This is a genomic window from Microbulbifer mangrovi (genome assembly GCF_002009015.1).
In the GTDB taxonomy this organism is placed as follows: Bacteria; Pseudomonadota; Gammaproteobacteria; order Pseudomonadales; family Cellvibrionaceae; genus Microbulbifer; species Microbulbifer mangrovi.
On the sequence record NZ_LZDE01000299.1, the window covers coordinates 1 to 23728 of the forward strand.

Consider the following 23728-nt stretch of genomic DNA (forward strand, 5'->3'; position numbering starts at 1 on the left):
CTTACCGCTTGGCTACACCCCAGCAATGTTGCAGCTAGTCAATTTAGACCGTTGCTGCAAATTTCGCGAGTTGCCTGTGGGTCGAAGAATCATCGACGCCTTTGGCAATAAAACCCTGCCACCCTTCAGGTCGGTCAGCGAACACTTTTTGTGCCGCTTCTTCTGACGTGAATCCGGCGAAAACACATGCGCCGGTTCCTGTCAGGTAGGCCTGTCCGTGTTGCGCAAGCCATGTTCTGGCTGCACGCACCTCCGGGTAGAGGCTCTCAACCAGCGGCTGGAAATCGTTACCGGCATATTGTTTCAGCCAGTGTGTGTTCAGCCGCCTGTCGCGAAGGGCCGCTAATGTAATTGCGGCAGAATCTCTTGTCAAACGCGGATCGGAAAAAAGCGCTGCGGTACTGACATGGCAGGCGGGCGTCAGCACCAGATACCACTGTGGGGTAATGGATACCGGTGTCAGGCGCTCCCCGACCCCTTCGGCAAATGCAGAGTGGCCGCGTACAAATACCGGCACATCGGCGCCGAGCTGTGCGCCCAGTTCCGCGAGTTTGTCTAGATCCAGGCCGCACTGCCACAGATGATTCAGGCCCAGCAGTGCCGTAGCGGCATCGCTGCTGCCGCCGCCAATGCCACCTCCAGCGGGAAGAATTTTGTCTACTGTAATCTTCGCGCCCGCTGCTCCGTTGCCACAGTGCTGCTGGAGCAATTGTGCCGCGCGGTAAATGAGGTTCTGCTGTGGCGGCACATCGACGCCGGGGCAGTGCAGGTGGATATGCCCGTCGGCCGCGGCTTCAAACGTCAGGGTGTCGCCAAAATCCAGTAGCTGAAAAACCGTCTGCAGTTCGTGGTAGCCATCCGCGCGGCGACCGAGAATGCGCAGCATCAGGTTCAGTTTGGCGGGGGCGGGGAGGGAAAACGCATTCATGGAGTTGGGACGGTTACAAAGTCTGGCGGCCAGTTTAACAGTCGCCAGACTTTTGCTGTAGCAGCTTATTTGGGCTGCCAGTCCTTGATCACCACAGTGACACTCACCGGCCCGGCTGCCTGGTTGGTGGCGGCTTTGATGCGGGTGGGAAGCTGGTAGGGACCGACGTTCTGGTAGCCGCTGAAGCTCAGTTGCCAGCCCGCTTGCTGCAGGCTTTGCAGCAATCCCTGAGAATTTTTCTGCTGGCCACCAACCGCTCCCGGCGCCGGCAGTCCGCGAACCCAGTAAAACATTTCCGACACTGGCAGGGGCCAGCCCATAATTTGCTCGGTGAGTTGTGCGGGATTGGAGGCAAACACGGCGGGTTCATTGCCGCTCTGCAGGCTGACGCCGGCAGGGGAGCCGCTGATCACCGTAGCGCCGGCGCCGAGGGGGCCGCTGAGATGGATACGGTAGTTACCGCTGGCCTGCTGCCAGGTGAGGTTGGCGCTGCCATTTTCTTTGGGAGAGCGCACGCCCAGCTTTCCGGTGGCCTCCCAGCGTTGCAATGCAGCGGCGGATTGCGGTTGTGCGGTTTGTGCCGGCGGTTGTGACGGTTGCGGTTTCTGCGAGCTGCACGCGGTGACTGCGACAAGCAGTACCGCGGTAACCAGCTGTTGGGTGCGGGTAGCGAGTCGCCCGCACAGGTTTTTATCGATCGTAATTGAAAGTCGGGACACAGAGAGAACTTCAGCTTTCCGTAACATGCTGTTCCAGTCTTTGTTGATCCTGTAGCCGCTGCATGGCCTCGGGGATAAGTTTACTTTCCGGGTTGGTCTGCAATCCCTGCTCCCACACCTGCATCGCCTGTTGGCGCTGGCCCAATGCCCACAGCGCCTCACCCAGATGCGCGGCAATTTCGTGATCCTTGAGCAGCTCGTGGGCTTTTTGCAGGTATTTCACCGCCTCGGCATGGTTGCCCAAACGATGATGTGCCCAGCCCATGCTGTCGATAATGGCGGGGTCATCCGGGCTCAGCTCGAGTGCCTTGCTGATCAGCACCAGCGCCTCGTCGAGGCGGTCGTCATAGGAAAGCAGTTTGTAACCCAATGTGTTCAGCAGGTTCGCATTATCCGGATCGCGGGACAACAATTTGCGCAAACTCAGTTCAAAGTTTTCCACATCGCCCAGTTGCTCGCTGGTCATTGCGTAGGCATAGATCAGACGTTTGCTGTCCTTGTTAGTCTTCAGAGCGCCGGAGAGAAGCGTCTGCGCTTCTTTGAGATGCCCGTATTTGGTGAGCAGTTCCGTCTGTAATAAATAGAACTGCTCTTCCTGTCCCGCGTGCCGCGCGCGCAATTCCTCAAACCAATCCTGCGCTTCACTGGTATTGCCGTTGGCGGCGAGCAGATTGGTGCCACGGGTAATCGCCTGCACGTAATCGCTGCCGGGGCGCACCATGCGATAGTGGGTAACGGCTTCCTTTACCCTGTTTTCCTTCTCGGCAATACCGGCGAGATAAAAGTGTGCAGCGGATTCGTGTTCCTCGAGCAGCAGCAACTTTTCCAGTAGTGGCTTGGCGTTGTCGAGCTGGCCGGTTTCGAACTGGATCAGCGCCAGGGAAAGGATCAGGTTGGCATCGTTGGGGCGCTGTTTTACCAGCTCCACAAACTGGTGTTGCGCCAGTTCAATATCTTCGCGGATCAGCAGCCGTGCATACTGCAGGCGCAGGCGGCTCTCTTTGGGGTAGAGGGATACCAGGTTTTCCAGCAGCTGGCGCGCCTCTTTATTACGCCCCATATCAATCAGGATATGGGATTCCAGCAGCGGCGCATCGAGTAGCGCCGGGTCTCGCTCCTGCACCTGATGGGTCAGGTTCAGAGCTTCCTGAGGGTTGTTATTGGCGCGCAGCAGCATGGCCAGCGCCAGCGCGGCCTCGTTGTTGGTCGGGTATTTCTGCGACAGGCGTCGGAATTCCGGCAGTATCTTCTTCGCCAGTTCTTCATTGTCTACCGCGGTGGCAGCCACGGATTGCAGTGGCGCATCGCCACCCAGGCTGAGCGCCAATTCCGCGTGGTGCATGGCGGCATCCAGTTCCCCGGCGAGAGTGAGCTCGGCGGTGGCGGCGAGTTGTGCCTCCGGGCTTTCCGGCTCCAGTTCAACCCACAGCTGGGCGGAGCGCAGTGCCGCCCGGCGCGCATTCAGATAGCGTGCGATACGGGTAGCGCGGGCAGCGATTCCTGCATCCTTGGTGCGTTCCGCCTGGAAGTAGTAATTTGCCAGCGCGAGATCGTACTGCTGGCGATTGCCGGCAACTTCGGCCACCAGCAGCGTGTAAAAGGTTTCTATGGGGAAGGGTTTGGTGTTGTCGTCCTTTTCTTTCTGGCCCGACGGTACTCCCCGTTTTGCCAGCGTCGTTTCGTCGTTTTCGGCCACTTTCTCTGCGCCCCCGGAGATTGGTTGCGCGGCAGTGGCTATCTCGGGTGCCTCGGTGACTGCATCTGCCACGGGCTCACTGGCGGCGTTGATCTGGCGGGGTTGCTGGCTGCAGGCGCACAGGATGGCCACCGATATCGCGGTTGCGAGTACGCGTGCCGGATGTCGTCGGCCGCCATCCCGCTGCGTGCGGCCATCGGGGGCCTGTACGGATGAGGCGATGGCCTTCCGGCTCAACTGGGGCGGAGCGAAAAAGGTGGCAAGGATCGGAGATGAAAAAAGCTGCATAAAAACGTGTCCGTACGTTCGCGCCGGTCACCGGTCAGCCTTGGGTCCCGGGCTGAGCTGTGGCACCTCCTTTGCTTTTGCGTGCAGTGAGGCGGGGCCTATTTGTGTGGTGGGGCGTCTGTTGGCGTATTTTTCCGGGTTATCGCCGTATAATTCTAGTTCTGAATTCCACGTGCGGTGGCCGCGACCGGGGTTTCGGCGCGAAGTCAGCATCTATTTAAACCGCGGTATGCAAGCCGTGGTTGGCGGCCAAACAGGTTGTGACCGGCTGGACACATGCTGCACACTATCACACAGATAGCCTGATAGCGCTTGCACGGTGCGCGGCGGCCCCGGACAATGTGCGACCTTTTTACCGACCCTAGTACCATTATTCGGGACGGGTGCACTGAGGCGCCCGAACGAGACGACGAGAACCTATGCCGATCCTTGCCCTGGGAATCAACCACGATAGTGCGCCCGTTGCTGTACGCGAGCGAGTGGCATTCGCCCCCGAGGTAATGCCCAGTGCGTTGGCAGAGGCCCGTGCAGCCCTGGATTGTCGGGAACTAGCGATACTTTCCACCTGCAATCGCACCGAGATCTACGGCGAAGTGGCGCCGGAGGCGGTACTGGCGTGGATCTCCAACTACCACAGCGTTCCCCTCGACCAGCTGACCGGTTGTCACTATCAGTTCACCGATGAAACTGCGGTGCGCCATATGATGCGTGTGGCCTGTGGGCTGGATTCGCTGGTACTTGGGGAGCCGCAGATCCTCGGCCAGATGAAATCCGCTTATGCGGTGGCGCGGGAGTCCGGCAGTGTTGGTTCTACGCTGCACAATGTATTCCAGCAGGTGTTTTCGGTCGCCAAACGCGTGCGCACCGAGACCGCCATTGGCGAAAACCCGGTCTCCGTGGCCTTTGCCGCGGTATCCCTGGGATCGCGAATTTTCACCGATCTCGGCGAACAGACCGCGTTGTTGATCGGTGCGGGGGAAACCATCGAACTGGTGGCCCGGCATTTGCTGGATAAAGGGGTAAAGAAACTGATTGTTGCCAACCGCACGCTGCACCGGGCACAACTGCTGGCACAGGATTTTGGTGCCGAGGCAATCCTGCTGGCGGATATCCCCGAGCACCTGCCGCGCGCCGACATTGTGATCAGTTCCACCGCCAGCCAGCTGCCGATTCTGGGCAAGGGCGCGGTTGAGACGGCACTCAAGCAGCGCCGCCATCGCCCGATGTTTATGGTGGATATCGCCGTGCCGCGGGATATCGAACCGCAGGTGGGCAAGCTGGACGACGTCTATCTGTATACCGTGGACGACCTGCGGGGTGTGATCGATGAGGGCAAGCGGTTGCGCGAGAAGGCCGCGGAGGCCGCCGACCTGATTGTCGATTCCGCTGCCCAGGACTTTATGCGCGAGCACCGCAGCCTGCGCGCGGTGGATTCCATCCGCAGCTACCGCCAGCAGGCTCAGGGAATCAGCAAGGACGAACTGGAAAAGACTCTGGTCCAGTTGCGTACCGGTGCGGACCCGGAGCAGTTGCTGGAACAGCTGGCCCGCTCGCTGACCAATAAACTGATCCATGCGCCCACCGTGGCCCTGCGCAAGGCGACCGCCGACGGCGATATGGAACGGTTACGCATTGCGCGGGAAATAATAGGCCTGGCACCGGAAGACTGCGACCAGGAATCAGATGTATCGGCCATTGCGCCGGAGAAAAAGAAACTCAAGTAATGAAAGCTTCTGTACAACAGAAACTCGACAACCTGGTGGAGCGCCACGAGGAAGTGTCTGCGCTGCTGGGTGATGCGGAAATCATCAGCGACCAGGACAAGTTCCGCGACCTCTCGCGAGAGTTTTCCGAACTGGAAGACGTGGTCAAATGCTACGGCCGTTACAAGACCCTGCAAGACGATATGGCTACCGCGCGCGAAATGCTCGACGAGAGCGACGATGAAATGCGGGAAATGGCCCAGGAAGAGCTGCGCGAAGCGGAAGCCGAGCTGGAGCCGCTGGAAAAAGAGCTGCAGACCCTGCTGTTGCCGCGTGATCCCAACGACCGCAAAAACGTCTACCTCGAGATTCGCGCCGGTACCGGCGGTGACGAGGCTGCAATTTTTTCCGGCGATCTGTTTCGTATGTACTCCCGCTACGCCGAAAAGCAGGGCTGGCGTATCGAGGTGATCAGCGAAAACCCCGGTGAGCACGGTGGTTACAAGGAGATTATCACCCGCGTTGCCGGTGAAGATGTCTACGCCCGGCTGAAGTTCGAGTCCGGTGCCCACCGGGTACAGCGGGTGCCGGAGACCGAGTCCCAGGGACGTATCCACACCTCCGCCTGTACTGTGGCGGTGATGCCGGAACCGGACGAGCGCGATGCGATCGAGATCAACAAGGCAGATCTGCGTGTGGATACCTACCGCGCGTCCGGCGCCGGTGGCCAGCACGTCAACAAAACCGATTCCGCGGTACGCCTTACCCATATTCCCACGGGGATCGTGGTGGAGTGTCAGGACGAGCGTTCCCAGCACAAGAACCGCGCCAAGGCGATGGCGTTGTTGCAGGCGAAACTGAACAGTGCGCAGGAATCTGCCGCAGCCCAGGAAATTTCCGACGCGCGCAGAAACCTGGTGGGAAGTGGCGATCGCTCCGAGCGGATCCGCACCTACAACTTTCCCCAGGGGCGGGTGACCGATCATCGTATAGGGCTGACCCTGTACAAGCTGGACGAGGTGATGCAGGGCGCGGTGGACGAGGTTATCGGCCCATTGCGCACCGAGTACCAGGCGGATCAACTTGCCGCTCTGGGTCAGCACTGATCCCCATGGCTACGGTGAAGGAAAACCTGCAGCGGGCGGTAGAACTCAAGTACAGCGACAGTCCCCGGCTGGATCTGGAAGTGTTGCTCTGCCACCTGCTGGGAAAATCCCGCGCCTGGCTCTACACCTGGCCCGAACACCCGCTGGACGATGAACAGCAGGTGCAGTTCGAGCGGCTACTGGAGCGCCGTGTTGCCGGTGAGCCGGTTGCCCACCTCACCGGTAGCCGTGAATTCTGGTCCCTCCCCCTCAAGGTCAACCGCGCCACCCTGATCCCGCGTCCGGATACCGAAGTACTGGTAGAAACGGTGCTCGAGCTGTGCCCAGAAGAGCAGCTCTCGGTTCTTGACCTTGGGACCGGCACCGGTGCAATTGCCCTGGCGCTGGCGAGCGAACGCCCGCGCTGGCAGGTGACGGCTGTGGATAGAATGCCGGCAGCGGTGGCGCTGGCGGAAGAAAACCGGCAGCGGCTGGGGTTCGACAACGTCTCGGTACTGCAGAGCGACTGGTTTGCCGCGCTGCCGCAACAGTGCTTTGATCTGATTGTCAGCAACCCGCCCTATATTGATACCCAGGACCCGCATCTCCGCGAAGGGGATGTGCGCTTCGAGCCGCTATCGGCGCTGGTGGCGGAAGAGCACGGGCTGGCGGATATCCGCCGCATTGGCGAGGATGCACGGGAGTTCCTCAGTGACGGCGCACTGCTTGCGGTCGAACACGGCTGGGAACAGGGCAAGTCGGTACGCAGGATTTTTAACGAAACAGGTTACGCTGAGGTGGAAACCCGGCTTGACTATGCCGGGCGGGAACGTATCACACTGGGTCGCAAGAAAAGCACTCCCCCGTAGGAGCCTTCTCCACCGGCGAACAGGCCGCACCTTGGAAAGGCAGGCTCCTGCAAAAACGCAAACGGCAGGAAGGAGTCTATGCACGAGCACACCCATCATCACAGTCACGGCAACCACCTGAAGCCCCTGGTCTGGGGGCTGGTCATCACCCTCGCGTTTGCTGTGGTGGAAGCCATCGGCGGCTGGATTTCCGGCTCCCTCGCACTGCTTGGCGACGCCGGGCATATGATCACCGACTCCTTTTCCCTGGCGCTTGGCGCGGTGGCGGCCATGCTCGCGCGCAAGCCGGCGAGCCGCGAGATGTCGTTTGGCTGGGGGCGCGCGGAAGTGCTGGCGGCCATCGTCAATGCAGTACTGATGTTGTTGATTGTGGTGGGAATCACCATTGCTGCGTTCGATCGCCTGCGTGCTCCACAGCCGGTTCAGGGCGGTATGGTCATGCTGATTGCGAGTATCGGCCTGCTGGTAAACATTGCGGTGGCCTGGGTGCTGCACCGGGGGGAGCAGACGCTCAATATTCGCGGTGCGCTGCTGCATGTAATGGGGGATCTGCTCGGATCGGTGGCGGCACTGGTGGCGGGTGCGGTTATTTATTTCACCGGCTGGACGCCGATCGACCCACTGCTATCGGTACTGATCTGTGCACTGATCCTGTTTTCCAGCCTGAAGTTGCTGCGCGATGCGGTGGACGTGCTAATGGAACGGGTGCCGCGGGAGTTGAGCCTGCCGCAGGTGGGGGAAACCATGGCCGCTGTGGATGGGGTGCGCTCGGTACACGACCTGCATATCTGGCGCCTGGACAGCAGCATGATTTCCCTATCGGCGCATATCGTGGTGGACGACCTGGCAGCCTGGCCGGGAGTACTGGCGATGCTGCGCGAGACACTGATCGAACGCTTTGCGATCAGTCACATCACCTTGCAACCGGAGCCGTTGCATGTGGATAAAACACCGATCATTGATCGGGTGAGTGGGCCGCATTCCAGCTAGCAGGCCCATTCACTGCACGCCAATTCAGTCCTCTTCACTCTGCTCATCGTGGTCCACGGTGGGCGCGTCCCCATCCGGGGTGTCAGAAGTCGGCTCCTGCGACGTCGACTGTGCTTCTTCCTGTTGCTCCCCGGAATCCGTATGTGCGCTCTGCTCGGTGGTGGCGGGTGCCTCTTCCGCTGTGACGTCTTCCGGCGCCGGGATCTGTTCTTCCGGGGCCTGAATACCGATGTGGTAGGCGGCAAAGCCCGGTTGCACCACCTGGTTCATAGCCATGCCCAGAATGCGACCGTTGTGCTGGGAGCGAATTTCCTTGCGCACGTTGGTGATCGGGTTGGTGACCGTGCCCAACAGATCGCCCTTGCTGACAAATTCACCCAGCTGAACCTTGCTGAAAATAATTCCGCCGGTAGTGGCGCGCTGCCAGGTGGAGTTGTAGTAAACCGGCTCGGGGTCTCCCCACAGGCGGAATTTGTTCACCATGCCCAGCTGGTTGAGCAGGGTGCGAATCCCTTTCACGCTGTGGCTTACCGAAGTTTCATCCAGCACCATGGGCGCACCGGCTTCCAGGGTGACCGTGGGGATGCCCGCTTCCACGGCGGCGCGGCGCAGGGTGCCCTTGGCTCCGTCACTGTGCAGTACCACGGTGGAGCCGAAGCCCTTGGTGAGTTTTACCACCTTGGGATTTTTCAGGTCGCCGCGCAGCTGGGGCAGGTTGGTGCGGTAAAAAGATCCGGTATGCAGGTCAACAATGGCATTGCAGTGCGCTACCACCTCGTCAAAAAACGAGCGTGCGATACGCGAGGCGGAGGAACCGTTTTTGTCGCCGGGAAAATGGCGGTTGAGGTCGCGCCGGTCAGTCAGATAGCGGGAGCCACGGTGAAATCCCTGCATGTTGACGATGGGTACACCGATCACTGCGCCTTTCAGGGTTTGCGGGTTCAGGTTGTACATCACCCGGCGCACGGTTTCGATACCGTTCAGTTCGTCGCCGTGCAGGGCGGCGGTCAGGCACAGGGTGGGGCCGGTCTCCGCGCCGTTGACGACCAGTACCGGGGTGGCGCTGTAGACACCCTCAAAATGCTGGCTGGGGGACCAGGCCAGGCGGGTGGAAGTGGCCGGTGGGACTTCTGAGCCCAGCAGCTGGAGTGGCTTTCCGACAGGGGCTTCCGGCTCGGCCTGCGGTGCCGGGGCTGCAGGCTCCGCTGCCGCGTCGGCTGCCTGCTGCTCCGAAGCTTCCTCCTGTGGCGGGGCCACCAGTTCCTGTTCGCTGACCGGTTTATCGAGTTCGATACTTTTTGCCTTCGGCATCGGCTTTTCTGGCTGGTCAGATGCGTCGACATTGCTACCAGTAGCAGCGCGCTCTTTGCTCTGAGGCTCCTGCGGGGATTCCGGGTCCTGTTGTTCTGCCGCGTCCGTTTGCGTGTTCAGGGTAGAGCTAGTTTCTACCGGCTCGCCATTTTCATCGGACTCCTCCGCTGGCAGGTAGGCGGCGTAGCAGGCGAGGGCAATGATTACGGGAAGGCTCAAACGGCGGCGGGGCATGAAAAACTCCATTACGGAAACTGCGCAGGGAAACACAAAGTTGGAAACAGACAATTGAAAACGGGGAATCGGGTGTCAGTCTGCTGAGAGCGCGAGTATAGCCAATCGGTTCCCGACAATTTGCGCGGTAATTGGCGAATCCGGCGATCAGTGTGCGATCAGGGCCTTGCCGCTGGTATGTCGCAACCGCACTAGCAGCAGAACAGCGGCAGTCCCGAGGCCGATACAGATACCCACCCAGTAGCCGTAAACGCCCCAGTACTGTTCGCCGAGCCAGTAGGCGGCTGCCAGTCCCACCAGCCAGTAGGAAAACAGCTGCATGTACATGGGAACCCGGGTGTCCTTGTAGCCGCGCAGGGCGCCCCAGGCCATGGCCTGGGCAACATCCACCAGCTGAAAGGCCGCCGCGAGCAGCAGCAGGTTACTGGCAATGGCAATGATGTCGGGGTTGCCGGTGTAAGCGAGCACTAGCACATTGCGCAAGCCGATCAGCACCGCTCCGGTCAGCAGCGCGTAAACCAGCCCGCTGCCGACCCCCACGATGCTGATAAACCGCGCCCGTTTGGGGCGTCCCTGTCCCAGTACCTGCGCGGTGCGGATACTGACCGCCTGGGCCAGTGCCAGTGCGACCAGGTAGAAGGTGGAGCCGATACTGAGCCCGATCTGGTGGGCGGCGACAATGGTGGCACCGTAGGAGGCAAGCAGCAGTGTCAGGCTGGCAAAAAATGTGACTTCACTGGCCGCGCCGATACAGATCGGCATACCCACCGCCAGCAGGTGCTTCAGGGTGGGCCAGTGCGGGCGCGGCGGCAGGAGTTTCAGGCGCAGCGCGCGATACGCGGGATCCTGCCCCGCGTGCCAGTAAAGGGCAATGGCGATACTCCAGCACACCAGGCTGGTGGCCCAGCCACAGCCGGCACCACCCATCGCGGGAATCGGGCCCCAGCCGAACACAAACAGGATATCCAGGGGGATATTCAATGCTGCGGCGGCGAGGTAGATCCGCATGACCGGACGCACCTGGGCCATGCCCTCGCAGTAACCGCGCAGGGCGCTGCCAAACGCGAATGGCAGGGTACCGGTGGCGAGCGCCAGCAGGTACAACACCATGACCCTGCGCACCGGCTCCTCGGTCTGGATCCACTGGCTCCACAGGGGCGAAGCCAGTAGCGCCAGCGCCACCAGCGAGCCGCCCACCAGCGCGATCCACACCGATTGGCTCATCTGTCGCGCACAGCCCTCTTCGTCGCGCGCGCCGCGCAGGCTGGCGACCACCGGGGATACCGCAGCCAGCATGCCCATCAGTACAACCGCGCACACGGCCCAGATACTGGAGCCCAGCGCCAGCCCGGCAAGGTTCACTTCACCGGACTGGCCGGCAACGATGGTATCGGTAACCCCCATGCTGACGACCGCCAGATTGCTGACAACCAGCGGTCCGCCCAGATTGGCGAGATGGCGCAGCTCGGTGGTGGTGGCGCGTTTGTAGAGTCTTGGCATGGAATGGGTACAGGATGGCTAAACTGTTCGGAGCCCGGGCAGGTGCGGGCGCAGTGTAAGAATCTTGCGCCCCGTCCGACCAGTTCAATATGGCATTCACGGTAAATCGGGAGCGAATTATGGATGGCGCCAGCAACGGGTTCAATCGGATTTACGCCGGTTTTCTGAACATACTGCGGCCCCTGGATGGACTGGGGCCGCTGCTGCTGCGCCTGTTTCTCGGGCCTATCTTTATCCTGGCGGGCTGGAACAAGCTCACCGGTATCGATGATGTCGCCGCCTGGTTTGGCAATCCGGACTGGGGGTTGGGCCTGCCGGCGCCGGTGCTGATGGCCTGGCTGGCGGCGCTGACGGAGTTCTGCGGCGGCATCGCTCTGGTACTGGGGGTGGGGGTGCGTATCGCGGCCATCCCGCTGATGATCACCATGGTCGTAGCGGCGGTGACCGCTCACTGGCAATACGGCTGGCATGCGCTGCCGGAGCAAACACTCACCATGCCCTGGGAGTGGCGAGAGGACCTGATCGAGGAGGCGGTGGTGCGCAAGGATAAGGCGGTAGCGCTGCTGAAGGCCCATGGTAACTACAGCTGGTTGACCGAGGCGGGGAATTTCACGGTACTCAAGAACGGTATCGAGTTTTCGGCCACGTATTTTGTGATGCTGCTGGCGCTTCTGTTCAGTGGGGGTGGGCGGTATGTGAGTATTGACTACTGGATCGCGCGATTTCGCGGCTTTCCGGTGCCCTGAGGCGACTCGGACGTGTGTCCGGACTGTAACTCGCGCTATCGGGATAAATGATATACTCGCCGATTATTTAACCCATCGCCGTCTGTGGCGGGCCCTCTGACAGCAGTGGGGCGTCCGCGGCGCGCAGGTTCTGGCCCTGGCCCGCCTGTGAACAATTGAGCGAGCAATCCTTTGATAGGTAAGTTTTTCCGTCGGTCGTCAGACAAGTCCCAGAGTGCCCCTGAAGGGCAGAAAGCTTCCGGATCCCAGCCAGAAAAGAGCGCATCTTCCGCGCCGCAAGCGGAACGCAAGTCCGAGGGTGGCCGCCAGCGCAACCGGCGTCGCGGTGGCGGAGGCGGCAAGGGCGGCGACAAGGCTCGCAAGCAATCAGCGCAGAAGCCGTGGAGCCTGGACGAGTTCCAGGTACCGGAAGCCGAGGGCAAGGTGCGTTTCCACGATCTGGATCTGCCTCTGCCGCTGATGCACGCCATTGCGGACCTGGGTTTCCAGTACGCCTCTCCCATTCAGGGGCAATCCCTGCCGCACACCCTCAATGGCCACGACCTGGTGGGCAAGGCCCAGACCGGTACTGGCAAGACCGCGGCCTTCCTGATCACCGTGATCGATGATCTGCTCAAGAACCCTTTCGATGGTGAACGCTATGCGGGCGAGGCGCGTGCACTGATCATTGCGCCGACCCGCGAGCTGGTAATGCAGATTGCCGACGATGCCAAGGGCCTGTGCAAGTACACCGATCTGGAAATCCACACCCTGGTGGGCGGCATGGATTACCAGAAACAGCAGAAGGCGCTGAACGAGCGTCTGGTGGATATTCTGGTAGCCACCCCGGGTCGTTTGCTGGATTTCGTCAGCAAACGGGATTGCTTCCTCGACCAGACCGAGATCCTGGTGATCGACGAGGCGGACCGCATGCTGGATATGGGCTTTATCCCCGATGTGCGCCGCATTGTCCGCCAGACCCCGCGCAAGACCCATCGCCAGACCATGTTCTTCTCCGCCACTTTCACGCCGGAAGTGGACGACCTGGTAGAGCAGTGGACGTCGGAGCCGGTTATTGTCGAAATCGAGCCAGAGCGCGTGGCGACCGATACGGTTACCCAGCATGTGTACCTGGTTTCCGGGGATGAGAAATATCCGCTGCTATTCAATATCGTGCAGCAGGATGATGTGGAAAGCCTGATCGTGTTTGCCAACCGTCGCGACCAGTGCCGCCGTCTGCATGAAAATCTGCTGGCGCACGGTATCAACGCGGGGCTGCTGTCTGGTGAAGTGGCACAGAACAAGCGCGTGCGCACACTGGAAGATTTCAAGACCGGAAAATCCAAGGTGCTGGTGGCTACGGATGTTGCCGGCCGCGGTATTCACATCGACGGTATCAGTCACGTGGTGAATTACACCCTGCCGGAAGAGCCGGAGGATTACGTTCACCGTATCGGTCGTACCGGGCGCGCGGGCAAGAGTGGTACTTCCATCAGTTTTGCCTGTGAAGATGACGCGATGCGTCTGGAGCCGATCGAGGAACTGCTGGGCAGCAAGCTCAAGTGTGAAGTGCCGCCGGAAGAGCTGCTGGTCAAGCCGCCCAAGGTGCACGTTAAACGCAGCAGTGGTGGCGACCGCAATGATCGCGGTGGCAACCGCGGCGGGCGTCGCGGCGGCGGCGGTGGTGGTCGGCCGCGTCGCTGATTGAAAGATGGCTTGAATAAAAAACGCGGGAAATTACCCGCGTTTTTTATGCCTGTCACTTTTTATCTTTTGGGCCTTCGATACCTTTGGGCCACTTTTGGGTTTCCGTTACCGGTGGCTGTGCCACTGAAGTGCTTTTCCCGTTGGGGCCCTTGCCCGGGTCGCCCTCGGCCCAGATTCGTTCAACCCATAGCGCGGTTCCTCCCGCCACTGCCGCAGGCATCACGAAGATGTTCAGGATCGGTACCATCTTCGCCAGCATCACCGAGCCGCCAAACCCGAGGGTGGTGAACTTCTTGCGCATCAGCACGCTTTTCAGCTCGCCAAAGGAGCGCTGGTGGTTATCCAGTGGGTAGTCCACATATTGAATCGCCATGCACCAGGCGCCCCACAAGGCGGTAAGGATGGCAGGGATGAAGACGGTCCAGCTGGTGAGCAGGGCGATAATAAATATCACGATGCCCCAGCCGAGGAAGTACATGAGCTTGCGCAGTTCCCGACCGAGCGTGCGGAAAATCATACTGCCAATAGACTCCGGGGGCGGCGGGTGCCCGGTGAGGAGTTCTTCGACCTTTTCCGCCAGCAGGCCGTTAAAGGGGGCGGCAATGATGTTGGTGATGATCCCGAACAGGTAGCCGTATACGAGGAAGAACAGCAGTACCACGGCGATGGCGATCAGCCAGGCGAGCCACTGGAAAACACTCGCGGCCCAGTCTGCCCCCTTGGCGAGAATCGCCCGCCACCAGGACATGTTGGAGGTGTCTACGGGGGTGTCGGACAACAGGCTGCCGATATAGCGCCCGAGGTCGTCGAACTGGCTGACCATCAGTGCACCCAGGGCGATGAATAGCACCAGGTTGATGAGCAGGGGAATGATGATGAACGGGCGCAACTCTTTACGGGTAAGCAGCTGCGCCCCCCGGATCAGTGCGTTGACGCCATGTGCCGGGTTGGAGGTCATGACTTACTTGGCTCCAGCTGCGCGCAAGATTGCTGCGTAATCTTCACCCTGCGCGTGTTCGCTGATACGTGCCAGCAGAGTCTGGCCCTCGGGGCTCTGGCTGTCCAGATCCAGCCCCTGTTCCTGGAACATGCGCACGAACGTTTCAAAGTTCTCCGCTTTCATGCCGCGATAGGCGCGTTCCAGCAGGTAGAAATCCCGGTTGAATCCTTCCGGGGCTTCGCCGACGAGAAAGCCGGCGATGCGTTCATCATCAAATACTTCGCCAAGGACTTTTTGTTTGTCTTTTTTCAGGCTCATTGTTACTTCCTTCTGTCAATTGGTGCCGGAAATGTAAGGGGCTGGATCGCCATTCAGGAACCGCGGAGCGCGGCGTTGCTTGCTGGCCTGCTCATAATTGTAAGCGGCGGCGATCAGCCTGTCTTCCTGGTTGGCGCTGGCAAAAAACGAGAGACCCACGGGCAGGTGCTGAACAAACCCCATGGGTACGGTGATATGCGGGTAACCGGCAACGGCTGCCGGGGTGGTGGCAGAGCCGGTAAAGTGGTCGCCATTGATATGGTCGATTTTCCACGCGGGGCTGACCGTGGGCGCAATCAGTATATCGACGCCGTGCTTCGCCATGGTGGCATCGATGCCCTGGGCGCGGGCAAGCCTGCGGAGTTCGTCGATTTTGTTGGTGAAGTTCTCTTCTTCGCGCCCCCTTGATCCCTGGGCCATCTCAAAAATTTCCTGGCCAAAGAAGGGCATCTCTATATCCCGCGCATTCTGGTTCGCGGCGATCAGGGCTTCGAGGGATTTGTACTGGGAGGTTGAATTCGCGAGGTATTCATTCAGCGCGTCCTTGAACTCCCAGGCCAGTAATTCAAATTCCAGCCCGTGAATTCTCTCAAGGGTTTCGATATTTGCGTTGTCGACGATCGTCGCGCCCTGTTCGCGCAATACCGTCAGCGCCAGCTCAAATACCGCGTCGGTTTGCGGGCTGTATCCCATCAGGTTGCGCACGATACCAATACGTTTTCCTTTTAACCCCTCCGGGTTGAGCGCGTCGGCATAGCGACCGCTCGGGGCGAGACTGTCGCCGTCCCGGGAATCCTTTCCCACCATCGCGTCGAGCATCAGGGCAGCGCCGGTTACGGTGGCCGCCATGGGGCCGGCAGTGTCCTGGTAGGCTGAAATGGGGATGATTCCGGAGCGGCTGATCAATCCCAGTGTCGGCTTGATACCCACAATGCCATTGACCGCAGCGGGACAGGTGATGGAGCCATCGGTCTCGGTGCCCACCGCCAGGGGAATCATGCCGGCGGAGACGGCGACGGCGGAGCCGGCACTGGAACCACAGGGACTGCGGGAGAGATCAAAAGGGTTGCGCGCCTGGCCGCCGGTGCCACTCCAGCCACTGGAGGACTTGGTCGAGCGAAAATTGGCCCATTCACTGAGATTGGCCTTGCCGAGTACGATGGCACCGCTTTTTTTCAGCTGCTGTACCAGAAAGGCGTCACCAGCGGGAATGTTGTCGTTGAGCAATATCGAGCCGGCGGTGTTTGGCAGACCGTCGCCCGTATCAATATTGTCCTTTAGCAGCACCGGAATACCGTGCAGTGGGCCCAAAATCTGCCCCTCTCGCCTCATTCTATCGAGGCGCCGCGCCTCATCCATTGCAGAGGGGCTGAGCTGTGTGACTGCGTGCAGCTTGTCATTGAACTGATTGATCTGCTTGAGATAGCGACTGACAAGTAATTCTGAGGTGGTGGTGCCCGTGTCCAGGGCGGCGCGGATTTCCGAGGTGGTGGTGAAGTTACTCTGGGCCTGCGCGATGCTGCCTACTGTAAAAATGACGAGCCCGCACAGCAGTTTGCTTATTGTTTTCATTGCCTGTTCACTCCCGATTGAATTCTGGACGCTACCTTATGATGCGTGTTTCCCCTGCGCTTGCTTGCTATCAGGAAGGATATCCTACTTGGCATGCATGGGAGAAATTGACGCAGGGAACCTGCAAGGGCTGGGCCAACGCCCCTCATCCCTTGCAGGCACGTCCTGGAGGACGGCGGGTTACAGCAACGCGTCCAGTTTATCTTTCAGGATTTTGTTGATCATCTGCGGGTTCGCCTGTCCTTTGGAGGCCTTCATGATCTGGCCAACAAAGTAGCCCATCATTTTTGGTCGCTTATCCGGGGCGGCGTTGCGGTAGTTTTCCACCTGGGCGCCACTCGCGGCGATCACATCGTCCACCATCTTCTCGATCGCGCCGGTATCGGAAACCTGCTTCAGGCCCTTGGCTTCGATAACCGCGTCGGCATCGCCGTCACCGTTGGCCATTACTTCAAATACCTGCTTGGCGATTTTTGAAGAAATGGTGTTGTCCTTGATTCGTGCGATCAGTCCGGCGAGGTGCTCGGCGGATACCGGGGAATCGGCGATGGATTTTTCCTCGCGGTTCAATAGCGCCGCCAGCTCACCCATCACCCAGTTTGCTGCCAGTTTCGGTTCGCCGGACTTGGCCGCCACCTGCTCGAAATAATCCGCAGTAGCGCGTTCCTGGGTCAGCTGGTCCGCATCATAAGCGGAAAGACCGTAGTCTTTTTCGAAACGCGCGCACTTGGCATCCGGCAACTCCGGCAGTTCCCCACGGATGATGTCGACATACTCGTCGGTCAACACCACCGGCAACAGATCCGGGCAGGGGAAGTAGCGGTAATCGTTGGCCACTTCCTTGCTGCGCATGGAGCGGGTTTCGTTTTTGTCGGAATCGTACAGACGGGTCTCCTGTACTACCTTGCCACCGTCCTCGATCAGGTCTATCTGGCGCTGCGCCTCTACCTTGATCGCTTTCTCGATAAAGCGGAAAGAGTTCAGGTTCTTGATTTCCGCGCGGGTGCCCAATTCTTCCTCGCCTTTAAGGCGCACGGAAACGTTGGCGTCACAGCGCAGGGAACCCTGGGACATGTCGCCGTCAGAGATTCCCAGATAGGTCACAATGCTGTGGATTTTTTTCAGGTAGGCCACAGCCTCGGCAGCACTGCGCATATCCGGTTCGGAGACGATTTCGATCAGCGGAGTACCGGCGCGGTTGAGGTCGATCCCCGACATTCCGTGAAAGTCTTCGTGCAGGGATTTGCCCGCATCTTCTTCCAGGTGCGCGTGGTGCAGGCGAACAGTTTTACTGCTGCCGTCTTCCAGGTGAATTTCCACCTTGCCCGCACCCACGATCGGCTTTTCCAGCTGGGTAGTCTGGTAGCCCTTGGGCAGGTCCGGATAGAAATAGTTTTTGCGTTCGAAAACGGAGCGCTTGCCAATTTCCGCGTTCATGGCGAGGCCAAACATTACCGCGTAGCGGAAAGCCTCTTCATTGGGTACCGGTAAAGTGCCCGGCATGGCCAGGTCAACCGCACAGGCCTGGGTATTCGGCTCGGCACCAAAGGCGGTGCTGGCACCGGAGAAAATTTTTGATTGGGTGGAGAGTTGAACGTGTACTTCCAACCCGATGACGACTTCCCATTCCACGTCGCGTCTCCTTATTCTGCTACTGGGGCGGCTTTGGTGTGCCAGTCACTGGCCTGCTGGAACTGGTGCGCTACATTGAGCATGCGCGCTTCGTCCAGGTAGTTGCCGGTGATTTGCAGGCCCACGGGCAGGTTGTGGGCAAATCCGCAGGGAAGGGACATGCCCGGCAGGCCCGCCAGGTTGGTGGCGATGGTGTAGATATCTTCCAGGTACATGGCCACCGGATCGGCGTTTTTCTCGCCGAGCTTGAATGCCGGATTCGGCGCGGTGGGCCCCATGATGACATCCACTTTCTGGAACGCGTCGACAAAGTCCTGCTTGATCAGGCGGCGAACCTGCTGCGCCTTGTTGTAGTAGGCGTCGTAGTAACCGGCGGAGAGGGCGTAGCTGCCCACCAGAATGCGGCGTTTTACTTCTTCGCCGAAACCCTCGCCGCGTGAGCGCATGTACAGGTCGCGCAGGTCTGCCGGGTTTTCACAGCGGTAGCCGTAGCGCACGCCGTCGAAGCGGGACAGGTTGGCTGAGGCCTCTGCCGGGGCGATCACGTAGTAGGCGGGTACCGCAAGCTTGCTGTGGGGCAGGCTGATTTCCACCAGCTCCGCGCCGAGTTTCTCGTAAGCCCGCAGCGCCTCCTGGATACGCGCACCGATTTCGCTATCGAGGCCCTCGCCGAAATACTCTTTGGGAACACCGATTTTCAGTCCCTGGATGCTGTCCTTCAGGTTGGCGGTGTAATCCTGGGTCGGGCGATCCAGGCAGGTGGAGTCTTTCTTGTCCGAGCTGGCCATCACCGACAGCATCAGTGCCGCATCTTCGGCAGTGCGCGCAATAGGGCCGCCCTGGTCGAGACTGGAAGCGAATGCAATCATGCCCCAGCGGGACACGCGCCCGTAAGTGGGCTTGAGGCCGGTGGTACCGGTGAGTGCCGCGGGCTGGCGGATGGAACCGCCGGTGTCGCTGGCGGTGGTACCCGGCACCAGCTGGGCGGCCACTGCTGCGGCGGAGCCACCGGAGGAACCGCCGGGTACACGCTCAAGGTCCCAGGGGTTTTTCACCGGGCCGTAGTAGCTGGATTCGTTCGACGAGCCCATGGCGAACTCGTCCATATTGGTTTTGCCCAGACTGACGGCGCCGGCCTGCAGGAAGTTATCCACAACTGTCGCATCGTAGGGGGGCACGAAGTTGTCGAGCATCTTTGAGCCGCAACTGGTGCGTACGCCGTTGGTGCAGAAGATATCCTTGTGGGCGATGGGAACACCGCACATGGCCGGGGCATTGCCTTCTGCCAGGCGGGCATCGGCGGCGGCGGCTTCGCGCAGGGCCTGCTCGCCGGTGACGGTGATAAAACTGTTGTACTGGCCATCCAGCTGCTGGATGCGCTCCAGCAGGTGACTGGTGATCTCGACGCTGGAGAACTGCTTCTCCCGCAGGCCGCGGATGATCTCGGCAATGGTCAACTGATGCATGGGAAATCCGGTTTCTTGTCTATTCTCTGTCTGTTGAGCAGGTGTGCTCGGCTGGTCAGTCAATGAAGGGGTTAATCGATGACTTTGGGTACCAGGTAGAGCCCCGCTTCGGTCTGGGGTGCCAGGGCAAGGAATTCGTCGCGGCGATTTGGCTCGGTGACCTCGTCCTTGCGCAATACCTGCACAGCGTCCAGGGGGTGCGCCATGGGCTCTACGCCGTCGGTATTGACGGCCTGCAGCTGGTCCACCAGTTGCAGAACGTCGCCCAGGCGGTTGCTGACTTCGTCTATGGTTTCTTCGGAAATGGCGATTCGGGCCAGTTCGGCCAATTTTTCAACAGTTTGCGCGTCGACGGCCATGGGGGTAGAGACTCCAGCTTCTCATTGGCTAAATTGCGGCCAGGCCCGGTTTGCGGGGGCCGGCGGGAACAGAAGGAGCGCAAATTTAGCATATCTGTGGGGGAATCTCTTTATGGTTATTATTCAGCCTTGCCCTCAACCCCCGCCGTTGTTAGAGTTTGCCGATTCTGGCCAGGGCGCCCAAGCTACTGGCTTATTTGACGAAGACCGGGTGAAAACGCCGCCCGGAACACAGAATTATTTGCGCGGACTAACTACTCTGTAACGCTTTCCCCGCCGGGGGGCGCTATCGGGTCTGTGATCGGCGCTCTGCGGCACCTGGCCTGATTCTGCCTTCAGGTGTTGTATTTCAGATTAAGGTAACCGAATTCCATGTTTAAACGTTTGCGGGGCATGTTCTCCAGTGATCTCTCCATCGACCTGGGTACTGCCAACACGCTGATCTACGTGCGCGATCGCGGCGTAGTCCTCGATGAACCTTCAGTTGTCGCCATCCGTCATTACAACGGTACCAAGATCGTGGAGGCGGTAGGCGTAGAGGCCAAGCGCATGCTGGGCCGCACTCCCGGCAACATCACTGCCATTCGCCCGCTGAAAGATGGTGTTATTGCCGATTTTCAGGTGACCGAGAAAATGCTGCAGCACTTTATAAAGAAAGTGCACGAGAACAGCTGGATGCGCCCGAGCCCGCGTGTGCTGGTATGTGTGCCCTGTCAGTCCACTGAGGTGGAGCGTCGCGCGATTCGCGAATCCGCCCTCGGCGCCGGTGCCCGCGAGGTATGGCTGATTGAGGAGCCGATGGCCGCAGCAATCGGTGCCGGCCTGAAGGTGGAAGAGGCGAGTGGTTCCATGGTGGTAGACATCGGTGGCGGTACCACCGAGATCGCGATCATCTCCCTGAACGGCGTGGTCTACTCTGATTCCGTGCGTATTGGCGGTGACCGCTTCGACGAGGCCATCGTCAACTATGTGCGTCGCAACTACGGCAGCGTGATCGGCGATGCCACGGCGGAGCGCATCAAAGAAGAAATCGGCTGCGCTTACGCGGGTAGCGAAGTGCGCGAGATCGATGTGCGCGGTCGCAACCTGGCAGAAGGCGTGCCGCGCAGCTTTACCCTGAACAGCGACGAAATCCTGGAAGCACTGCAGGAGCCGCTGACCGGTATCGTGCAGGCAGTGAAAAGCGCACTGGAGCAGTCTCCCCCCGAACTGGCCTCCGATATCGCCGAGCGCGGTATGGTGCTCACCGGCGGCGGCGCCCTGCTGCGTGACCTGGATCGCCTGCTGATGGAAGAGTCCGGCCTGCCGGTCATCGTGGCCGATGATCCATTGACCTGTGTTGCCCGCGGTGGTGGCCAGGCGCTGGATATGATGGACAAGAGCCGCCTGTACCTGGTCTCCAACTGATCGGGATCCCGCTCATTCTGTGGCGGTACTTAAGGACTGCACTGTGCAATCAGCTAACAGATGCAAAGAGTACCGCCGATTCACCTGCGTATGGACACGCGTCAAATCCAATAACAACATCATTGCCGAACTGGTCAATGGGGGCCGCCCATTAAACCGCTATTTACCCGAGGCCCGTCGCCAGAATCCCGCATTGTCGTGCTGGGACTGGTGGCAACTGCGCTGATCCTGACCAATCTCTACACCGATTGGCTGGATCCGGCGCGCGAGCGCCTCTCCAGCCTCGCCGCACCTTTCTACTGGATTACCGACACCCCCTCGCGCGTGGGCGGTTGGGCCGGTGAGCAGCTGCGCACTCGCGAAGAACTGCTGGAAGAAAACAGCCGGCTGCAACACCAGGTAATGTTACTGGAGCAGCAGGCCCAGCTGCTTGCCGCTGCACGTGCAGAAAATACTCAGCTGAAGGAGCTGATGAACTCCGCTGAGAGCGTGGACCAGCGGGTTCTGGTGGCGCAGGTTATCGGGGTTTCTCCGGATCCGCTCGAGCATGTTCTGATCATCGACAAGGGGCGTAGCGATGGGGTGCTGCAGGGCGCGGCGATCATGGACGCCAGTGGTCTGCTTGGGCAGGTGATCGAAGCGGGCGATTTCTCCAGCCGTGTGGTGCTGATCACGGATGCCAACCACGCGTTGCCGGTGCAGGTCCTGCGCAACAGTGTGCGCGCGGTGGCGGAAGGCACCGGTGACCTGTACCGGCTCAAACTGCGTCACCTGGCCAATACCAGCGATATTCGCGAGGGTGACCTGCTGCTGAGCTCCGGTCTCGGCGGGCGATTCCCGGCGGGCTATCCGGTGGGAGAGGTCACCTCGGTCAAGCGCGATCCGGGGCGCGCCTTTGCGGATGTGGAGGTGCAGCCGCGCGGGCGGATGAATCGCAGTCGCTTCGTGCTGGCGGTCATCGACGTGGTGCCCCCGACGGGAGATGGCCTCGAGGGGCGTGTTGATCCCGCGGCCCAGGATTGAGGTCATGGATACGCACAACCGCTGGTTTATCCTGTTTACGATATTTATCGCCCTGTTGCTGGCAGTCATGCCGCTGCCTGTACACTGGCTGTGGTTCCGTCCCGCGTTTTGCGCTCTACTGGTGATCTTCTGGACAACCCGTATGCCGCAGGAGCTGGGAGTCGGCTTCGCCTGGATGGTGGGCTTGATAGAAGACCTTGTGACGGGTTCGACCCTCGGTGCACACGCTCTGGCATTGGCGGTGCTGGCATATTTCAGTCTGCTCACATACCGGCGTACCCGGGCATTCAATCCGGGCCAGCAGTTGATGTGGGTATTCGTGCTGGTGGGTATCAACCAGCTGCTGGGCAACTGGGTGCACAGCCTGGCGGGCAAGCCGGTTCCCGGATTGACCTTCTTGTGGCCGGCACTGACCACCGCACTGCTGTGGCCGCTGGTAACCCCCTGGTTGCACCGTATGGCCTCTCGTTTGCAAATTCGCTAGGCGTCGAGTTCGTCACGACAGCGCAAAATAATGTTAAGTAGCACGCAGAATGCGGTTGTTTCTCGAGCGCTGGCGCTATAATCAGGCGTTCAGTCGATCACCTGACCACCAAAGAAATAACGACAACTGAACCGTGCCACAATCCATCCCAGAACAGCGCCTGATTCTCGCCTCCGCCTCCCCGCGCAGGGCGGAGCTGCTGATGCAGATCGGCGTGCAGTTTTCCACTGCTGCCACCTCCGTTGAAGAGCTTCGCGGTATAGAAGAGTCGCCGCAGGCGTATGCGCTGCGACTGGCAGAGGAGAAGTCCCGCGCCGGTCTGGCGTTGCAGGACAGGGGTAATGTCTGGTCCCTCGGCGCCGACACGCTCGGCGTGATCGATGGCGAGGTTCTGGAAAAACCCCGTGATTTCACCGATTTTGCCCGCATGATGCGGCTGATGTCCGGCAGGGAGCACTCGGTGCTTACCGCTGTCTGCCTCACCGGCAGTGCGTCGGCATTCAGTGAGGTTGTGGAAACCCGGGTGCGCTTTCGCGCCCTGGACCGTCGCCTGATCGAAGGTTACTGGAACACCGGCGAGCCCGCTGACAAGGCGGGCGGCTACGGTATCCAGGGAATGGGCGCGCTGTTGGTGGAATCCATCCACGGCAGTTACAGCAATGTCGTGGGGCTGCCCCTGGAGACCCTGGCGGGGTTTCTGGACCAGGCGGGTATTCCCTACTGGCAGTTCGACAAGCGCGCCGGCGCAGGGATGATCTAGGAGTTACACCCA

The 23728-nt window shown here is 60.2% G+C and carries 21 protein-coding genes; 10 read left to right on the plus strand and 11 right to left on the minus strand.

Features of this window, described 5'->3' with window-relative positions; all coding sequences use genetic code 11:
• Positions 1-43: 43 nt before the first annotated feature.
• The 3 genes from ispE to B4U49_RS08610 all read right to left on the minus strand — a co-directional run bounded on the left by ispE (position 44) and on the right by B4U49_RS08610 (position 3631).
• Positions 44-928 carry a 4-(cytidine 5'-diphospho)-2-C-methyl-D-erythritol kinase gene (ispE, locus tag B4U49_RS08600; RefSeq protein ID WP_078084174.1) on the minus strand — a complete coding sequence of 295 codons (885 nt, stop codon included), beginning with the start codon at positions 926-928 and terminating at the stop codon, positions 44-46.
• Between the two features lie 65 nt (positions 929-993).
• Positions 994-1647 carry a lipoprotein insertase outer membrane protein LolB gene (gene lolB, locus B4U49_RS08605; protein WP_239692529.1) on the minus strand — a complete coding sequence of 218 codons (654 nt, stop codon included), beginning with the start codon at positions 1645-1647 and terminating at the stop codon, positions 994-996.
• Positions 1648-1657: 10 nt separating this feature from the next.
• A complete protein-coding gene (locus B4U49_RS08610) occupies positions 1658-3631 on the minus strand; it encodes a tetratricopeptide repeat protein (protein ID WP_078084176.1) in 1974 nt (657 codons plus the stop codon).
• Positions 3632-4050: 419 nt separating this feature from the next.
• Here B4U49_RS08610 and hemA point away from each other — a divergent pair, with 419 nt between their 5' ends.
• The 4 genes from hemA (at position 4051) to B4U49_RS08630 (ending at position 8278) form a co-directional block, all read left to right on the plus strand.
• Complete coding sequence (gene hemA / locus B4U49_RS08615) at positions 4051-5355, plus strand: glutamyl-tRNA reductase (protein WP_078084177.1); 1305 nt, start codon at positions 4051-4053, stop codon at positions 5353-5355.
• Positions 5355-6440 carry a peptide chain release factor 1 gene (gene prfA / locus B4U49_RS08620; protein ID WP_078084178.1) on the plus strand — a complete coding sequence of 362 codons (1086 nt, stop codon included), beginning with the start codon at positions 5355-5357 and terminating at the stop codon, positions 6438-6440. The genes hemA and prfA overlap by 1 nt, the downstream gene beginning before the upstream one ends.
• Before the next feature lie 5 nt (positions 6441-6445).
• Positions 6446-7288: a peptide chain release factor N(5)-glutamine methyltransferase gene (gene prmC, locus B4U49_RS08625; RefSeq protein WP_078084179.1), complete on the plus strand. Its 843-nt coding sequence runs from the start codon at positions 6446-6448 to the stop codon at positions 7286-7288.
• A 78-nt stretch (positions 7289-7366) separates the two neighbouring features.
• A complete protein-coding gene (locus tag B4U49_RS08630; protein WP_078084180.1) occupies positions 7367-8278 on the plus strand; it encodes a cation diffusion facilitator family transporter in 912 nt (303 codons plus the stop codon).
• Positions 8279-8302: 24 nt separating this feature from the next.
• Here the strand turns inward: B4U49_RS08630 and B4U49_RS08635 are convergent, their stop codons facing one another.
• Together B4U49_RS08635 and B4U49_RS08640 are read right to left on the minus strand one after the other, a co-directional pair.
• Entirely contained in the window at positions 8303-9823 is a 1521-nt protein-coding gene (locus tag B4U49_RS08635) for a succinylglutamate desuccinylase/aspartoacylase family protein (RefSeq protein ID WP_078084194.1), read from the minus strand.
• A 147-nt stretch (positions 9824-9970) separates the two neighbouring features.
• Positions 9971-11323: an MATE family efflux transporter gene (locus B4U49_RS08640; RefSeq protein WP_078084181.1), complete on the minus strand. Its 1353-nt coding sequence runs from the start codon at positions 11321-11323 to the stop codon at positions 9971-9973.
• 119 nt (positions 11324-11442) lie between these two features.
• Here B4U49_RS08640 and B4U49_RS08645 point away from each other — a divergent pair, with 119 nt between their 5' ends.
• Positions 11443-12069, plus strand: a complete 627-nt coding sequence (locus B4U49_RS08645) for an HvfX family Cu-binding RiPP maturation protein (RefSeq protein ID WP_078084182.1) — start codon at positions 11443-11445, stop codon at positions 12067-12069.
• Positions 12070-12240: 171 nt separating this feature from the next.
• On the plus strand, positions 12241-13752 hold the full coding sequence (gene rhlB / locus B4U49_RS08650; protein WP_078084183.1) for an ATP-dependent RNA helicase RhlB: 1512 nt from the start codon (positions 12241-12243) through the stop codon (positions 13750-13752).
• Positions 13753-13807: 55 nt separating this feature from the next.
• On the opposite strand, the gene cysZ is transcribed toward rhlB, so the two are convergent.
• From cysZ to gatC, 6 genes are all read right to left on the minus strand, one after another.
• Positions 13808-14713, minus strand: a complete 906-nt coding sequence (cysZ, locus tag B4U49_RS08655) for a sulfate transporter CysZ (protein ID WP_078084184.1) — start codon at positions 14711-14713, stop codon at positions 13808-13810.
• A gap of 3 nt (positions 14714-14716) precedes the next feature.
• Complete coding sequence (locus B4U49_RS08660) at positions 14717-15013, minus strand: PA4642 family protein (RefSeq protein WP_078084185.1); 297 nt, start codon at positions 15011-15013, stop codon at positions 14717-14719.
• A 15-nt stretch (positions 15014-15028) separates the two neighbouring features.
• On the minus strand, positions 15029-16585 hold the full coding sequence (locus B4U49_RS08665) for an amidase (RefSeq protein ID WP_143735597.1): 1557 nt from the start codon (positions 16583-16585) through the stop codon (positions 15029-15031).
• Positions 16586-16765: 180 nt separating this feature from the next.
• Entirely contained in the window at positions 16766-18217 is a 1452-nt protein-coding gene (gene gatB / locus B4U49_RS08670) for an Asp-tRNA(Asn)/Glu-tRNA(Gln) amidotransferase subunit GatB (RefSeq protein ID WP_239692530.1), read from the minus strand.
• An 11-nt stretch (positions 18218-18228) separates the two neighbouring features.
• On the minus strand, positions 18229-19683 hold the full coding sequence (gatA, locus tag B4U49_RS08675; RefSeq protein WP_078084187.1) for an Asp-tRNA(Asn)/Glu-tRNA(Gln) amidotransferase subunit GatA: 1455 nt from the start codon (positions 19681-19683) through the stop codon (positions 18229-18231).
• A 71-nt stretch (positions 19684-19754) separates the two neighbouring features.
• On the minus strand, positions 19755-20042 hold the full coding sequence (gatC, locus tag B4U49_RS08680) for an Asp-tRNA(Asn)/Glu-tRNA(Gln) amidotransferase subunit GatC (RefSeq protein ID WP_078084188.1): 288 nt from the start codon (positions 20040-20042) through the stop codon (positions 19755-19757).
• A 372-nt stretch (positions 20043-20414) separates the two neighbouring features.
• On the opposite strand from gatC, the gene B4U49_RS08685 reads away from it, so the two are divergent.
• The 4 genes from B4U49_RS08685 (at position 20415) to B4U49_RS08700 (ending at position 23716) form a co-directional block, all read left to right on the plus strand.
• The gene (locus B4U49_RS08685) at positions 20415-21449 is read left to right on the plus strand and encodes a rod shape-determining protein (RefSeq protein WP_043318714.1); all 1035 of its coding nucleotides are present in this window, start codon (positions 20415-20417) and stop codon (positions 21447-21449) included.
• A gap of 150 nt (positions 21450-21599) precedes the next feature.
• Positions 21600-22472, plus strand: coding sequence for a rod shape-determining protein MreC (gene mreC, locus B4U49_RS08690; protein WP_078084189.1), 873 nt, complete (start codon positions 21600-21602; stop codon positions 22470-22472).
• A gap of 4 nt (positions 22473-22476) precedes the next feature.
• Entirely contained in the window at positions 22477-22956 is a 480-nt protein-coding gene (mreD, locus tag B4U49_RS08695) for a rod shape-determining protein MreD (RefSeq protein WP_078084190.1), read from the plus strand.
• 133 nt (positions 22957-23089) lie between these two features.
• The gene (locus tag B4U49_RS08700; RefSeq protein WP_239692532.1) at positions 23090-23716 is read left to right on the plus strand and encodes a Maf family protein; all 627 of its coding nucleotides are present in this window, start codon (positions 23090-23092) and stop codon (positions 23714-23716) included.
• Positions 23717-23728: the final 12 nt, after the last annotated feature.

Excerpts from the sequence above, each read along its gene's own strand:
- B4U49_RS08635 (WP_078084194.1), bottom strand. The coding sequence starts at position 9,823 with ATGCCCCGCCGCCGTTTGAGCCTTCCCGTAATCATTGCCCTCGCCTGC.
- hemA (WP_078084177.1), top strand. The coding sequence starts at position 4,051 with ATGCCGATCCTTGCCCTGGGAATCAACCACGATAGTGCGCCCGTTGCT.
- prmC (WP_078084179.1), top strand. The coding sequence starts at position 6,446 with ATGGCTACGGTGAAGGAAAACCTGCAGCGGGCGGTAGAACTCAAGTAC.
- B4U49_RS08645 (WP_078084182.1), top strand. The coding sequence starts at position 11,443 with ATGGATGGCGCCAGCAACGGGTTCAATCGGATTTACGCCGGTTTTCTG.
- B4U49_RS08660 (WP_078084185.1), bottom strand. The coding sequence starts at position 15,013 with ATGAGCCTGAAAAAAGACAAACAAAAAGTCCTTGGCGAAGTATTTGAT.
- ispE (WP_078084174.1), bottom strand. The coding sequence starts at position 928 with ATGAATGCGTTTTCCCTCCCCGCCCCCGCCAAACTGAACCTGATGCTG.
- cysZ (WP_078084184.1), bottom strand. The coding sequence starts at position 14,713 with ATGACCTCCAACCCGGCACATGGCGTCAACGCACTGATCCGGGGGGCG.
- B4U49_RS08630 (WP_078084180.1), top strand. The coding sequence starts at position 7,367 with ATGCACGAGCACACCCATCATCACAGTCACGGCAACCACCTGAAGCCC.
- B4U49_RS08685 (WP_043318714.1), top strand. The coding sequence starts at position 20,415 with ATGTTTAAACGTTTGCGGGGCATGTTCTCCAGTGATCTCTCCATCGAC.
- mreD (WP_078084190.1), top strand. The coding sequence starts at position 22,477 with ATGGATACGCACAACCGCTGGTTTATCCTGTTTACGATATTTATCGCC.
- gatC (WP_078084188.1), bottom strand. The coding sequence starts at position 20,042 with ATGGCCGTCGACGCGCAAACTGTTGAAAAATTGGCCGAACTGGCCCGA.
- B4U49_RS08640 (WP_078084181.1), bottom strand. The coding sequence starts at position 11,323 with ATGCCAAGACTCTACAAACGCGCCACCACCACCGAGCTGCGCCATCTC.
- B4U49_RS08665 (WP_143735597.1), bottom strand. The coding sequence starts at position 16,585 with ATGAAAACAATAAGCAAACTGCTGTGCGGGCTCGTCATTTTTACAGTA.
- prfA (WP_078084178.1), top strand. The coding sequence starts at position 5,355 with ATGAAAGCTTCTGTACAACAGAAACTCGACAACCTGGTGGAGCGCCAC.
- B4U49_RS08610 (WP_078084176.1), bottom strand. The coding sequence starts at position 3,631 with ATGCAGCTTTTTTCATCTCCGATCCTTGCCACCTTTTTCGCTCCGCCC.
- gatA (WP_078084187.1), bottom strand. The coding sequence starts at position 19,683 with ATGCATCAGTTGACCATTGCCGAGATCATCCGCGGCCTGCGGGAGAAG.